Annotated in this window: 9 protein-coding genes; 4 read left to right on the forward strand and 5 right to left on the reverse strand. The window is 59.5% G+C overall.

From position 1 onward, the window contains the following. The first annotated feature begins 205 nt into the window (after positions 1-205). Positions 206-2902, forward strand: coding sequence for a putative bifunctional diguanylate cyclase/phosphodiesterase (locus tag ACOI8A_RS16300; protein ID WP_420646949.1), 2697 nt, complete (start codon positions 206-208; stop codon positions 2900-2902). Between the two features lie 95 nt (positions 2903-2997). Next, positions 2998-3663, forward strand: a complete 666-nt coding sequence (gene msrA, locus ACOI8A_RS16305; protein ID WP_420646948.1) for a peptide-methionine (S)-S-oxide reductase MsrA — start codon at positions 2998-3000, stop codon at positions 3661-3663. Positions 3664-3788: 125 nt separating this feature from the next. Here the strand turns inward: msrA and ACOI8A_RS16310 are convergent, their stop codons facing one another. Continuing rightward, a complete protein-coding gene (locus tag ACOI8A_RS16310; protein ID WP_420646947.1) occupies positions 3789-4628 on the reverse strand; it encodes a 23S rRNA (adenine(2030)-N(6))-methyltransferase RlmJ in 840 nt (279 codons plus the stop codon). A 390-nt stretch (positions 4629-5018) separates the two neighbouring features. Here ACOI8A_RS16310 and ACOI8A_RS16315 point away from each other — a divergent pair, with 390 nt between their 5' ends. Beyond that, complete coding sequence (locus tag ACOI8A_RS16315) at positions 5019-5432, forward strand: hypothetical protein (protein WP_420646946.1); 414 nt, start codon at positions 5019-5021, stop codon at positions 5430-5432. 83 nt (positions 5433-5515) lie between these two features. Here the strand turns inward: ACOI8A_RS16315 and ACOI8A_RS16320 are convergent, their stop codons facing one another. The 4 genes from ACOI8A_RS16320 to putP all read right to left on the reverse strand — a co-directional run bounded on the left by ACOI8A_RS16320 (position 5516) and on the right by putP (position 10634). Next, on the reverse strand, positions 5516-5827 hold the full coding sequence (locus tag ACOI8A_RS16320; protein WP_420646945.1) for a hypothetical protein: 312 nt from the start codon (positions 5825-5827) through the stop codon (positions 5516-5518). Positions 5828-6158: 331 nt separating this feature from the next. Next, a complete protein-coding gene (locus tag ACOI8A_RS16325; protein WP_420646944.1) occupies positions 6159-6866 on the reverse strand; it encodes a DUF4123 domain-containing protein in 708 nt (235 codons plus the stop codon). Further along, the gene (locus tag ACOI8A_RS16330; RefSeq protein ID WP_420646943.1) at positions 6856-8871 is read right to left on the reverse strand and encodes a type VI secretion system tip protein VgrG; all 2016 of its coding nucleotides are present in this window, start codon (positions 8869-8871) and stop codon (positions 6856-6858) included. The genes ACOI8A_RS16325 and ACOI8A_RS16330 overlap by 11 nt, the downstream gene beginning before the upstream one ends. Positions 8872-9149: 278 nt before the next feature. Continuing rightward, on the reverse strand, positions 9150-10634 hold the full coding sequence (putP, locus tag ACOI8A_RS16335) for a sodium/proline symporter PutP (protein ID WP_420646942.1): 1485 nt from the start codon (positions 10632-10634) through the stop codon (positions 9150-9152). A 457-nt stretch (positions 10635-11091) separates the two neighbouring features. Here putP and putA point away from each other — a divergent pair, with 457 nt between their 5' ends. After that, complete coding sequence (gene putA, locus ACOI8A_RS16340; protein WP_420646941.1) at positions 11092-15045, forward strand: trifunctional transcriptional regulator/proline dehydrogenase/L-glutamate gamma-semialdehyde dehydrogenase; 3954 nt, start codon at positions 11092-11094, stop codon at positions 15043-15045. The last annotated feature ends 173 nt before the right edge of the window (positions 15046-15218 follow it).

The following is a 15218-nucleotide window of genomic DNA, read 5'->3' on the forward strand; positions in this document are numbered from 1 at the left end:
GCGCTGAATCGTGCGAGATCGAAGCATGTTTCGCTGATTTCAGCCAACCGCTGGAGAAAACCCGAACGCAGCCGACACATTCTTATAGCACTTGGCCTTCATCACTCTTGTCAGTCAGTGCCGCAATGATGCAACCTTGCCGCAGGCAAGAGTAATGAGGGCGAGAGCCCGGCGCGTTCAGCATATATCCAAGCGAGTTCCCTCAATGAAGAGCCAGCCCGATGCCGCCAGCCGTATGGTGGCCGAGGTAGTGACGCAGTTGCCCGTGCCCTCGCGGCTCGGCATGCTGCGTTTCGAGCGCTTGAATGAGGCGAGCTGGGCGATGCTGTTTCTCGACCCCAACTGCGAGCGTCAGTTTGGTCAGCCGGCGGTTGAGCTATGCGCTCTGGTCGGTTCGCCCTACGCGAGTCTGATGGAGCCGGAAGCGCGTTATCAATTGCACGACGCCATCCAGCAGCAACTCGCCGCCAGCCCGCATTACATGGCGCGCTACACCCTGCACACCCCGGCCGGCGCACTGAATGTGCTGGAACTGGGCGAAGCCTACAAACAACACAATCGTCATTTGCTGCGCGGCTACCTGATGGTGGTCGATGCGGTGTTCGATGCTGCACCAGCGCCACCCTCGCTGGATCTGGAAACGCAGAATTCGCGCCTGCAAATCGCCCTCGAACTCAACCAGCGCGCCCAGCAGGAACAGTTGCAACATCTGGAGCGCGTGCGCGCGCAACAGGATCTGATCCTGCTCTTGGCCCGTCAGCGCTACAGCAGCCACAACTCGCTGCAAGAAGCCGCCGAACTGATCACCCGCTGCGCCTGCGACATCTACGAAATCGACTGCGCCAGCCTGTGGAATCTTGAAGATCAGCGCCTGATTCCGATCTCGGCCTATCATCGCGCCACGCAGGAATACATTCTGCCGGACGTGATCGACGTCAGCGGCTTCCCCGACTACCTGGACGCACTGCACAGCAGCCGCGCCATCGACGCCCACAATGCGATGCGCGACCCGCGTACCCGCGAGATGGCCGAAGCCCTGCGCCCGCGCGACGTCAACGCCATGCTCGATGCGAGCATCCGCGTCGACGGCCAAGTGGTCGGTGTGCTGTGCCTGGAACAAACCGGCGCCACTCGCGCCTGGCAGTCCGACGAAATCGCCTTCGCCGGCGAGCTGGCCGACCAGTTCGCGCAAGTCATCAACAACCACAACCGCCGCACCGCCACCAGCGCCCTGCACCTGTTCCAGCGTGCGGTCGAGCAAAGCGCCAACGCGTTTTTGCTGGTCAACTGCGACGGCGTGGTCGAGTACGTCAACCCAAGCTTCACCGCGATCACTCAATACACCACAGACGAAGTCCACGGCCAGCGCCTGTCGGAGCTGCCGGCACTGGAAAACCTCAGCGAATTGCTGTTCGACGCGCCCTCGGCGCTGGCCAAGAGCAACAGTTGGCAGGGCGAATTCAAGAGCCGCCGCAAGAATCTCGAACCGTACTGGGGCCAGCTGTCGATCTCCAAGGTCTACGGCGATAACCGCGAGCTGACTCATTACATCGGCATCTACGAAGACATCACCCACACCAAGCTCGCGCAGCAGCGTATCGAGCGTCTGGCCTATACCGACAACCTGACCAACCTCGGCAATCGCCCGGCGTTCATCCGCAATCTGGACGAACGCTTCGCCCGCGACAGCGATTCGCCGATCAGCCTGCTGCTGGTGGACATCGATAATTTCAAGCGGATCAACGACAGCCTCGGCCATCAGACTGGCGACAAATTGCTGATCAGTCTGGCGCGGCGTCTGCGCAACAGCCTCAGCCCGAGCGGCAGTCTGGCGCGCTTCGCCAGTAACGAATTTGCCGTGCTGCTGGACGACACCGACCTTGTGACGGGTCAGCAGATTGCCAATCAATTGCTGGCGACCCTCGACAAACCGATGTTCGTCGACAACCAGTTGATCAGCGTCACCGGCTCGGTCGGCCTGGCGTGTGCGCCGCTGCACGGGCGCGACCCGCAAACGTTGATGCGCAACGCCGGTCTGGCCCTGCACAAGGCCAAGGCCAACGGCAAACATCAGGTGCAAGTGTTCACCGAAGCACTGAACGCCGAGGCCAGCTACAAGCTGTTCGTCGAGAACAACCTGCGCCGCGCCCTGACCCAGAACGAGCTGGATGTGTTCTATCAGCCGAAGCTGTGTTTGCGCAGCGGCCGCCTATTGGGCATGGAAGCGCTGTTGCGCTGGAACCACCCGGAGCGCGGCATGATTCGCCCGGATCAGTTCATCAGCGTCGCCGAAGAAACCGGTCTGATCATCCCGATCGGCAAGTGGATCGCGCGTCAGGCGTGCCGCATGAGCAAAGCGCTGACTGCGGCCGGGCTGGGCAATCTGCAAGTGGCGATCAACCTGTCGCCCAAGCAGTTCTCCGATCCGGATCTGGTCGCCTCTATCGCCAATATCCTCAAGGAAGAAGCGCTGCCGGCCAATCTGCTCGAGCTGGAGCTGACCGAAGGCCTGCTGCTGGAAGCCACCGAAGACACGCACTTGCAGCTCGACCAGCTCAAACGTCTCGGTCTGACCCTGGCGATGGACGACTTCGGCACTGGTTACTCGTCGCTCAGCTATCTGAAAAAATTCCCGATCGACATCATCAAGATCGATCGCAGCTTCATCCACGAAATCCCGGACAACCAGGACGACATGGAAATCACCTCCGCCGTGATCGCCATGGCCCACAACCTGAAACTCAAGGTTGTGGCCGAAGGCATCGAGACCGCCGAACAGTTGGCATTCCTGCGCCGTCACCGTTGCGACGTCGGCCAGGGCTACCTGTTCGACCGGCCGATCCCCGGCGCCGAGTTGATCCAGGCGCTCAAGCGCTACCCGCGCGGCCCGCTCTGCCTCTGAATTTGCGCTCCACATTTGAATAGTGCGAAATCGGGCATCATTCGGCACACTGGCGGTCTGATTTTTTACATTCAACCTGACTGAGAGGACTGATCATGGTTCTGCGCTCGGAAATTCTGGTGAACAAAAACGTGCTCCCGACTAAAGATCAAGCTCTGCCTGGCCGCGAAACTGCGATGACCCTGCCGGAAAATCATTTCGTTTTCACAGACACGCCGCTGCTCGGCCCGTTCTTTCAAGACGTGGATTTTGCGATTTTCGGTCTGGGTTGTTTCTGGGGCGCCGAACGCCGCTTCTGGCAGCGCGAAGGCGTGGTCAGCACCGTGGTCGGTTACGCCGGCGGCTTCACACCGAACCCGACTTACGAAGAAGTCTGCTCGGGCCTGACCGGTCATGCTGAAGTGGTGCTGGTGGTGTTCGACAAGGACAAGCTCAGCTACGAAGAGCTGTTGGCGATGTTCTGGGAACTGCACAACCCGACGCAGGGCATGCGTCAGGGCAATGACATCGGCACCCAGTACCGTTCGGTGATCTACGCGACCTCGCCGCAGCAACTGGACGCGGCTTTGAAGAGCAAAGAAACCTACCAGGCTGAACTGAGCAAGGCTGGCCTGGGTGAAATCAGCACCGAGATCGAGCAGGCGCCGACCGTGTATTTCGCCGAGACATATCACCAGCAGTATCTGGCGAAAAATCCGGAAGGTTACTGCGGGATTGGCGGCACGGGCGTGTGCATGCCACCGAGCCTAGCGGGGAACTAAGCCCTGAAAGCATCGCGGGCAAGCCCGCTCCCACAGGGTCTAGCGCTGATTTCGGAATCTCGCATGACCTGTGGGAGCGGGCTTGCCCGCGATGGCGTCTGATCAGACACCGCTAAATCTGTTGATCAACTCTCAGCAATCAACCAATCCATCTGCCAACCGCCCTGCGTCTGCCCAAGCTTCTTCGACAACCACGGCAGCAGCTCACGCAATTCCTCCTCCAGCCCCCACGGCGGATTGGCAATCGCCATTCCTGAACCGTTCAGACTGTTCGGCGTATCCAGCGGATGCACCAACAGCTCGACCCGCAACAGTTTCGGCGCGCCAGTGCCGGCCAGATCCTGATAAAAACGTCGCAGCGCGCGCTGATCCTTCACCGGATACCAGATCGCCGCCACGGTTTGACGCATCCGCCCGATCGCCTCTTTCATCGACGCGGCACAACGCTGCATTTCATCGAGCTGCTCGAACGGCGGATCGATCAACATCACCGCGCGCTTTTCCTGCACCGGCAACATCGCCCGCGCGACATGCCAGCCCTCGCCCAACTGCACTTTGACCCGACGATCGCCGGCCATGTTGTCCTTGAGCAGCACGCCGTCTTCCGGATGCTTCTCGTTGAGCATCACCCGATCCTGCGGCCGCGTCAGACGCCGCGCCAGCTCCGGCGAACCCGGGTAATAGCGCAACTGACCATCCGGATTCATCTCGTGCAGCACCCGCATGTAATCAGCGGTCAGCGTCGGCAGATCCGGTTGATCCCACAAGCGCGCGATGCCTTCCAGGTACTCGCCGGTCCGATTGGCCTGATCGCCCTGCAAGTCATACAGACCGATACCGGCGTGGCTGTCGAGATAGGCAAACGGCTGCTCCTTGCGCGCCATCAGGGCGAACAGGCGGGTCAGAGTCAGGTGTTTGAACACATCGGCGTGATTGCCGGCATGGAAGGCGTGACGATAATTCATGATTGCTCCTGCGCAGGGCGGGAAGTTTACCTTTTACCGGGCGGCAAGTCAGGGGTTGCGGGCTGAGTGGCCAGTCTTGCTACGCATACATCCTCGAGGAGCCCCTCACCCTAACCCTCTCCCAAAGGGAGAGGGGACTGATCGAGTTGATCTCCCAGCTTACATCGACCTGAAAAATCACCGCGACCTCAGGCCAAGCCAAGCCAAGCCAAGCCCAGCCCCCTGCGACCCCAGGCTTGGCCAAGCCAAGTTCACCATCGAAGCCGCAGGTCGGCGTAGATCTCCCAAACACCTCGGTCGGTCCCCTCTACCTCTGGGAGAGGGCTAGGGTGAGGGCCACGATCGAAAGCCTTACACTGGCCGAACAATCCAGACAGGAAGTCAAAAAACATGCACCGCCTGATCATTCCCTTAGCGTGCCTACTCACATCAGCCCAAACCCACGCCAACGAAAACCACACCGAACAAGCCCGCCAAACCCTGAAAAACTACGGCTTGAGCCAATGCATCCTGGCGCCCTTCCCCGAACCATCCGAACTGAAAAAAGACATCAGCCTGTCCGCCGGAGCCTATTCCTTCATGGGCAAAGGCATGCACACAGTCCTGCAGAATGAAGACACGCTGCAAGACCTGCACGATCCCTACGAACAAACCAGGGCTTACGTCCTCGCAGCCTACGAACAGACGCACTCGGCCAGCAAATACTCAAATCAGAAAGTCGTCTTCCACGCATGCCTTGAGGTCTACAACTCCAAAGCCTTCGACAGCTTCATCAAGACCCAAGACCCTTACATCTCCGAATAACCATCGAACTGTAGGAGCTGCCGCAGGCTGCGATCTTTTGATCTTGTGGCTAAAGCAATCCCCCCAGCCACAATGGTTACTGATCAGCCCCGTAAGCGCTTGCCAATCACATCCAGCACATCACACCCATCACGCAACGGAATCACGCAGAGCAGGGCGAAGTCGCTGAGGATGACGGAGTCGCACTCGACCGAGCCACGCATGCACATGTTTTCCAACACCTGAATTACGGCGCGGATGCGGTAGTTGGCGGCGTCCATCAGGATGTCGAGCGGGACGTGGGTGTCGACGAACAAAGCGGGCATGTCGCTGCAATTGTCGGTCATGGCCATGAAGCGATTGTTCGGATGGGGGATGATTTTTTCGTAGGGTGGATCGGGGTGCAAATTCGTCATTTTGTTATCTCCATGATTGTGAATGTGAACCGCCAACGCACCTTCCTACAGGTTTGGGTGGCAGCCGTGCGCAAGAGTAGGAACCGAGCAATCATGGACCTCGGTCACGCCGAAGCGTGTCCTGCGCACAGCCGCCGCGAACGATCTTACGGACTTGAATCAAGTGCCGCAAAATGCCAACGAACTGTGACGCCATGAAAGCGAGGGTTCCTACACCCTGTCACCACTCTCGCAGTGACAGCCAAAAGACTATCCCTCCCACCCCGCGCCCACCAGTTCACGCAAACCGCCGCAACTCGCAGGAAACTTCCGACGGCTTCGCCCGGAAATTTCACTCTGACTCGTCTCGCAAGTAGTCCAGCAACGCCGAATCCGACGATTCGTCCGACGCCGAAACAGCAAAAAACCTGACAACTTTGCTGCGTAAAACGTTGCCGGAAAACGCCTCGAACAATGCCGGATGCTCCTCGCTCAACCACTGCAAGACATTAGCTACCCGCGCCTCCCCGTCGAACTCCGTCAACAGCTTTTCCGGCACCTGCCACCAAGGAAATACCCGCCCCGACACCTGGGCCCTGCCACCAATCTCCAGCGCATGGCCATTGATCAAACCGCGTTCGATGACCGGCAATAACTTGCCCGCATCCACCTCGTCAGACTGCAGGATCGGCAGCAAAAACCGCCCATCCCAAAACCGGAAAAACACCCGTTTGCCGCCCGGCATCAACACCTGAGTCAAACTGCGCAAGTGCTCAACCACCACTTCAAGACTGGCCGACGAAACCGCCAGCCAACCCCAATCGCGAGACTCAGTGGTCGCCACCCAATCCAGAAACTCACTGTCAGTGTCGACAATTCCCACATAGGGCATGACCGCATCCCACTCGCTGTAAATCGTGTCCGCCCAGATCGGCTTCGGCATCTGCGCTGCCATTGGCCACGCCTTCAGCGGATTCGCTCCACTGGCACTGCTGAATATCGCAAACAATTGCTCCGACGGTTTCAGCGGATCGTTTTTCAACCATTGATCAGGCTGCACAGACACCTTCCTTGCAACGCTCACACTCTTCACAAAACGGCGCATCGCCTTTCAGGCTCATGATTTGCGCGGCAGTCAGCATCGCGGCCGGCGCAGCCAGCAGTTTTTCCGGCACACCCGGCACCGTTGGCGCGGCACTCGTTGCCACCATCGGCGCGCCGCCCACCATAATCGGCACGCTGCTGAAAATCCCGCCGGGGCCGATGTTGATCCACTGGCCGCCCGCTTGAATCGTCGCGCTGGCGCCGCCATCGATCACTACCTGCTGCCCGGCGCTTACGTGGAATTGCGCACTGGCGCTGAGCGCCTGACTGTTCACGCGGATGTGCCGGTCGCCGGTCACAGTGAGATGGTCGTCCTGCTTCACCTCGGTCTGACGCTGACCGTGGGTGATGCGTTGTTCGTCGGCTTTCAATTCATGTTTGGCGAGGCCGGTGACGACGATGCTGCGCTGGTTGTCGATCTGCACTTGTTGATCATTCAACACATGCTGCGTCCAGTTGCGCTGGGCGCGCAGGTAGATTTCTTCGGCGCCCTTGCGATCTTCGATGCGCAATTCGTTGTAACCGCCGCCGCCGGGACTGCTCTGGCTACGGAAAATACTGCGGGTTTTGTCGGCTGGCAGATCCAGCGGCACCGGGGTTGCGGCGTTTGGCAGGCAACCCATGACCAGCGGTTTGTCGGCGTCGGCATCGATGAAGCCGACCAGCACTTCCATGCCGACCCGTGGAATCAGCACGCTGCCGTAGCGGTCGTGCGCCCAACCGGTGGCGACACGTAACCAGCAACTGGAATGTTCGTTGAGTTCGCCGTCGCGATCCCATGCCAGCTGCACTTTGACTCGGCCGTACTCGTCGCAGTGGATTTCACTGTCTTTCGGGCCGGTGACCACGGCCGGTTGATAGCCGAGCATGCGCGGTTTTTCCGGGCCGAGTGGCGGGCGGAAGAACACGGCCCACGGCGTGGCGAGAAAGGTATTACGGTAACCACGGAATTCTTCCCCGTCGCTGGTGACCGATTCCTCGAGCACTTGCGGCTGTCGGCCACGATGCTCGATGGCAGTCAGCAGCCACAGGTCGTTCAAATCCTGACGCGGATGCTCGGTCAGTTGCAGGAAATGTCCGCTGACCAAGGCGCATTGATCGCTGCGACCCTCGGCCTGACGGTAGTCGGCGACATGTCGCTCAAGGCTGCGCTGGGCCAGTTGTTTGCCGGACTCGCGCTCGGTGAATTGGCCGGGGAAGTGATAATCCTCGAGCACAGGGCGCTGCTCGCCATCGACCCGAGCTTCCATTAGCAAGCGCGGCTTTACGAAGTTGTAGTCACGCCGGGTGACCACGCTAATACGGGTCTCGACCCGAACCGTGAAGCGCTTGATCGCCGGCGCCGCCGCAGCCATGCCGCTGCCCGGCAGATACATCGTCGGCTCGGCCAGACGCGGGAATACAGTTTGATCATCGCCGAACACCAGCAGGTGAGCATCGGCGCTGTGCTGAAAATGGAAGTGAATCCCGACCTCGGCACACAGGCGCTGAATGAACGCCAGATCGCTCTCGGCGTACTGCACGCAATACTCGCGCGCCGGGTAGTCGCTGCCGAGGCGAAACTCGAAGGCGTCACGCAGGATCGCGTGATCCTTGAGAATCTGCGCCACGATCTGCGGCACGCTCTGGTGCTGAAAAATCCGCTGATTGATGCGGTGCTCCAGATAGGCCAGACGCGGAACCAGGCTGACGTGGTAGCGGGTCAGACGTTTGCCGGAATCGCCCTGTCCGACTTGATAAATCTGACCATGGATACCAGAACCATCCTGGTCGAAACTCAGAAACGCCTGACAATGCAGCAGGCTTTCCAGATCGAGGTCCGGCCGCTCGCTGACCAGTTCAAGGTCGAAACGAAAAGGTTGGCTGATGGCTTCCTTGCCCGTGAACTCAAGGACTTTGAGGTCAAACTGAGCACCTTCGACGGTCAACGTGAAACGCGGTTGATTGGCAGGCGCGAACATCCGATGTCTCTCTGCAGAATGAAGGCGGGCGATTCTGCATGAGGGGCAAGGGGTGCAGGTTAGGTGACTGAAAAATCAGATTTGCCCTACTAAAAACTTCGAATTGTCCTGCGTGAATCAGCGCAATCAACTACAGACACGTCCGTCAGAAATATCGCAGATCCATGTGGGAGCTTCAGCGTTGATCAGAAATCGTACACAATAAAAAACGGCCCGCCTCCAGTAGGAGACGGGCCGTTTTCTTGTCAGTAAAAGCCTTGAGCGTTAGCTCAGCGCAATCACTTGTTCAGGTTGTAATCTTTTTCCGCCGCGTCGAAGCGCTGCACCATGCCGGCAGTCGGCTGGCCCAGTTTGCTGACGAAGTAGATCGCCAGGCTGGCGAAGATGAAGCCCGGGATGATTTCGTACAGGCCCAGCAGTTCGAAGTGCTTCCAGACCACAACGGTGATCGCGCCGACCAGGATGCCGGCCAGTGCGCCGTCGCGGGTCATTTTTTTCCAGATGACCGAGATCAACACGACCGGGCCGAACGCCGCGCCGAAACCAGCCCACGCGTAGCTGACCAGACCGAGGACACGGTTTTCCGGGTTGGACGCCAATGCGATAGCGATCAGTGCTACCAGCAGCACCATGGCGCGACCGACCCAGACCAACTCGACCTGGGAGGCGGTTTTACGCAGGAAGGTCTTATAGAAGTCTTCAGTCAGGGCGCTCGAGCACACCAGCAATTGGCAGCTCAGGGTGCTCATGACCGCAGCCAGAATGGCCGACAGCAAGACACCGGCAATCCATGGGTTGAACAGGAGCTTGGCCAGTTCGATGAACACGCGCTCAGGGTTTTCGGTCACCGGACCTGCAACTTCCGGGTGCGCCGAGAAGTAAGCGATACCGAAAAAGCCGACAGCCACGGTGCCAGCCAGGCACAGGATCATCCAGGTCATGGAGATGCGACGTGCCTTGGCAATCGATTTCACCGAATCAGCGGCCATGAAACGCGCCAGGATATGCGGTTGACCGAAGTAGCCCAGACCCCAGCCCATCAGCGAAACGATGCCGATGAAGGTAGTGCCTTTGAGCATGTCGAAGTTGCTTGGGTCCTGTGCTTCGATCGCCAGGAACGTGGTGTCGACGCCGCCGGTAGCCAGCAGGACGATGATCGGCGTCAGAATCAGCGCGAAAATCATCAGAGTGGCTTGTACGGTGTCGGTCCAGCTCACAGCCAGGAAACCGCCGATAAAGGTGTAAGCAATCGTCGCCGCAGCACCGGCCCACAGCGCAGTCTCGTAGGACATGCCGAAAGTGCTTTCGAACAGACGGGCGCCAGCCACGATGCCGGAAGCGCAGTAAATGGTGAAGAACACCAGAATTACCACCGCCGAAATGATCCGCAGCAGACCGCTTTTATCTTCGAAACGGCTGGCGAAGTAGTCCGGCAGGGTCAATGCGTCGCCGTTGTGCTCGGTCTGCACACGCAGACGGCCGGCAACGAACAGCCAGTTGAGGTAGGCACCGACGACCAGACCGATGGCGATCCAGCTTTCGGACAGACCGGACATATAGATGGCGCCCGGCAGGCCCATCAGCAACCAGCCACTCATGTCGGAGGCGCCGGCAGACAGCGCGGTAACGACGCTGCCCAGGCTGCGACCGCCCAGAATATAGTCAGAAAGGTTGTTGGTGGAGCGATAGGCCATCAAGCCGATCAGCACCATTGCTGCGATGTAGATCACGAATGTGATCAGTGTTGGATTGCTTACGCTCATTGAGTTACGCCCTGGCATTGTTTTTATGTAGCGGCGGTGGTGAACCGCTCGCAAACGACGACGTTTGACAGACGATCCGGGATACCGCGCGTTTAAGACTGATGTTTCCCCAGGAAAGCCATCAGCCGGTGCGAGAGGGATAGCCCGGTTGCACCTTGGGCGCGAATGCTATGCAACAAATGAAATGAGGTGCAACCACTTTCACGAGAATAAGTTGCACCTAGTCGGAAATATCTGACAAAGGTCGTTTTTTGCTCCCTTTTAGCGCAGTCATGGCGCTTTGCTAGAAGCAAAAGCACCAAGCAGGGGCGGCACTTTCGTACCAGAAATTAATTCCTGACGAGCTGCAGAACTTTCCGACAAAAAAGGGTTGCACCCGGTTGCACCTCTTTCGGCGCACGGCTAATCTTGCCGCCAGCTGCTGCCACGCAACTGTGGCACCTATGAGGATAAAAATATGGCTACCACCACCCTTGGGGTCAAACTTGACGACCCGACCCGCGAGCGCCTGAAGGCTGCCGCGACCTCGATTGATCGCACGCCGCACTGGCTGATCAAACAGGCAATTTTCAATTACCTGGAAAAACTCGAGGGTGGTGCAACCCTGACCGAGCTGAACGGTTTGACCGCCAAGGACGCCGACGAAGCGGGCGAAGTGCACAACGATCACGCGCACCAGTGCTTCCTCGAATTCGCTGAAAGCATCCTGCCGCAGTCGGTACTGCGTGCCTCGATCACTGCCGCTTACCGTCGCCCGGAGCCGGAAGTCGTGCCGATGCTGATCGAGCAGGCGCGTCTGCCTGCAGCGATGGCTGAAGCCACCAACAAACTCGCAGCCTCCATCGCAGAAAAACTGCGTAACCAGAAAAGTGCCGGCGGTCGTGCAGGCATTGTTCAGGGCCTGTTGCAGGAATTTTCCCTGTCTTCCCAGGAAGGCGTGGCGCTGATGTGCCTCGCCGAAGCGCTGTTGCGCATCCCGGACAAGGGCACCCGCGATGCACTGATCCGCGACAAGATCAGCACCGGCAACTGGCATCCGCACCTGGGCAACAGCCCTTCGCTGTTCGTCAACGCTGCCACTTGGGGCTTGTTGCTGACCGGAAAACTGGTCGCCACCCATAACGAAGCCGGCCTGACTTCGTCGCTGAGCCGCATCATCGGCAAGAGCGGCGAGCCGATGATCCGCAAGGGCGTCGACATGGCCATGCGCCTGATGGGCGAGCAGTTCGTCACCGGCGAAACCATCGCCGAAGCACTGGCCAACGCGAGCAAGTTCGAAGCCAAGGGCTTCCGCTATTCCTATGACATGCTCGGTGAAGCGGCGCTGACCGAACACGACGCGCAGAAGTACCTCGCTTCGTACGAACAAGCCATTCACTCGATCGGCAAAGCCTCCCACGGTCGTGGGATTTATGAAGGCCCGGGCATTTCGATCAAGCTGTCCGCACTGCACCCGCGCTACAGCCGCGCCCAGTACGAACGCGTGATGGACGAGTTGTACCCGCGCCTGCTGTCGCTGACCTTGCTGGCCAAGCAATACGACATCGGCCTGAACATCGACGCCGAAGAAGCCGACCGTCTCGAACTGTCGCTGGATCTGCTCGAGCGCCTGTGCTTCGAACCGCAACTGACTGGCTGGAACGGCATCGGTTTCGTGATTCAGGCTTACCAGAAGCGTTGCCCGTACGTGATCGACTACGTGATCGATCTGGCGCGTCGCAGCCGTCATCGCCTGATGATCCGCCTGGTGAAAGGCGCGTACTGGGACAGCGAAATCAAGCGCGCCCAGGTCGAAGGTCTGGAAGGCTATCCGGTCTACACCCGCAAGGTGTACACCGACGTTTCCTACATCGCTTGCGCACGCAAACTGCTGTCAGTGCCGGAAGTCATTTACCCGCAATTCGCTACGCACAACGCCCACACCCTGTCGGCGATTTACCACATTGCCGGTCAGAACTATTACCCCGGTCAGTACGAATTCCAGTGCCTGCACGGCATGGGCGAACCGCTCTACGAGCAGGTTGTAGGCAAAGTTTCCGAAGGCAAGCTGAACCGTCCGTGCCGCGTGTACGCTCCGGTCGGCACCCACGAAACCCTGCTGGCGTATCTCGTACGCCGCTTGCTGGAAAACGGTGCCAACACTTCGTTCGTCAACCGTATCGCCGACCAGTCGATTTCAATTCAGGAATTGGTAGCCGATCCGGTTGCTCAGATCGAGCAGATGGCGACCGTGGAAGGTGGCTTCGGCCTGCCGCACCCGCGTATCCCGCTGCCGCGTGACCTGTACGGTGCCGAGCGCGCCAACTCCAGCGGCATCGACATGGCCAACGAACATCGTCTGGCATCCTTGTCCTGCGCCCTGCTGGCGACCGCGCACAACAACTGGAAAGCCGCGCCGATGCTTGGCTGCGTTTCCAGCAATGAAGCCGCTGCCCCGGTATTGAACCCGTCCGATCTGCGCGACGTGGTGGGTCATGTACAGGAAGCGACCGTCGAAGACGTCGACAACGCGATTCAATGTGCGCTGAACGCGGCACCGATCTGGCAGGCCACTCCGCCAGCCGAGCGCGCGGCGATTCTGGAACGCGCTGCTGATCTGATGGAAGGCGAGATCCAGCCGCTGATGGGCCTGCTGGCGCGTGAAGCTGGCAAGACTTTCGCCAACGCCATCGCCGAAGTCCGCGAAGCCGTCGACTTCCTGCGTTACTACGCAGTGCAGGCGCGCAACGATTTCAGCAACGACGCCCACCGCCCACTGGGTCCGGTGGTGTGCATCAGCCCGTGGAACTTCCCGCTGGCAATTTTCAGCGGTCAAGTCGCCGCCGCACTGGCCGCCGGTAACCCGGTACTGGCCAAACCGGCCGAACAGACTCCGCTGGTCGCTGCGCAAGCCGTGCGTTTGCTGCTCGAAGCCGGGATTCCCGAAGGCGTGCTGCAACTGCTGCCGGGTCGCGGTGAAACCGTCGGCGCCGGTCTGGTGGGTGATGAGCGCGTCAAAGGCGTGATGTTCACCGGCTCCACCGAAGTTGCGCGTTTGCTGCAACGCAACATCGCCGGTCGCCTCGACAACCAGGGTCGTCCGATTCCGCTGATCGCCGAAACCGGTGGCCAGAACGCGATGATCGTCGACTCCTCGGCACTGACCGAGCAAGTTGTGATCGACGTGGTTTCGTCGGCCTTCGACAGCGCCGGTCAACGTTGCTCGGCGCTGCGGGTTCTATGCCTGCAGGAAGATTCCGCTGATCGCGTCATCGAAATGCTTAAGGGCGCGATGGCTGAATCGCGCCTCGGTAACCCGGAGCGTCTGAACGTGGACATCGGCCCGGTGATCGACGCCGAAGCCAAGGCGGGCATCGAGAAGCACATCCAGGGCATGCGCGACAAAGGTCGCACCGTGTACCAGATGGCCATCGCCGACAGCGAAGAAGTCAAACGTGGCACCTTCGTCATGCCAACGTTGATCGAACTGGAAAGCTTCGACGAATTGCAGCGCGAAATCTTCGGCCCGGTGCTGCACGTGGTGCGCTACAAGCGTAAAGAAATCGACCAGTTGATCGCGCAGATCAACGCGTCCGGTTACGGCCTGACCCTCGGCGTGCACACACGTATCGACGAGACCATCGCCAAGGTCATCGACAACGTCAACGCCGGTAACGTCTACGTTAACCGCAACATTGTCGGCGCCGTGGTCGGCGTGCAGCCGTTCGGCGGCGAAGGCTTGTCCGGCACCGGTCCGAAGGCCGGTGGCCCGCTGTACTTGTTCCGCCTGCTGTCGACGCGTCCTACCGATGCCATCGAACAATCCTTCGCTCGCGGTGATGCTGCCGTGGCACCGGACGTACGTCTGCGTGACGCCATGAGCAAGCCGCTGACCGCACTGAAAGCCTGGGCCGACAGCAACAAGTTTGCCGACCTGAGCACCCTGTGTGTGCAGTACGCTGCGCAATCGCAGAGCGGTATCACCCGCGTACTGGCCGGCCCGACCGGCGAGAAGAACAGCTACGCAATCCTGCCGCGCGAGCACGTGCTGTGCCTGGCGGACGTTGAAGGTGATCTGCTGACGCAGCTGGCTGCGGTATTGGCCGTAGGCGGTTCGGCGGTATGGCCGGAGTCCGACATCAGCAAGGCATTGTTCGCACGCCTGCCGAAGGAGATTCAGGCACGGATCAAACTGGTATCCGACTGGAACAAGGACGAAGTGGTGTTTGATGCGGTCCTGCATCATGGCCATTCCGACCAGTTGCGTGCGGTTTGCCAGCAGGTTGCCAAGCGTGCCGGTGCGATTGTCGGGGTTCAGGGCTTGTCCCAGGGCGAGACCAACATTGCGCTGGAGCGTCTGGTGATTGAACGTGCGTTGAGCGTGAACACTGCTGCGGCGGGTGGTAATGCCAGTCTGATGACGATCGGTTAATCAAAAGCAAGATCAAAAGATCGCAGCCTGCGGCAGCTCCTACAGGGAATCGTGTTTCTGTGTAGGAGCTGCCGCAGGCTGCGATCTTTTGCTTCTGCATCACGCAAATCTATCTTCCTGTTCACTCGACATATCCCCGCCTAGACTCGGCCCATTCCAAAAAAAGGTAGGCC

This window comes from Pseudomonas sp. P4795 (genome assembly GCF_048822895.1).
In the GTDB taxonomy this organism is placed as follows: Bacteria; Pseudomonadota; Gammaproteobacteria; order Pseudomonadales; family Pseudomonadaceae; genus Aquipseudomonas.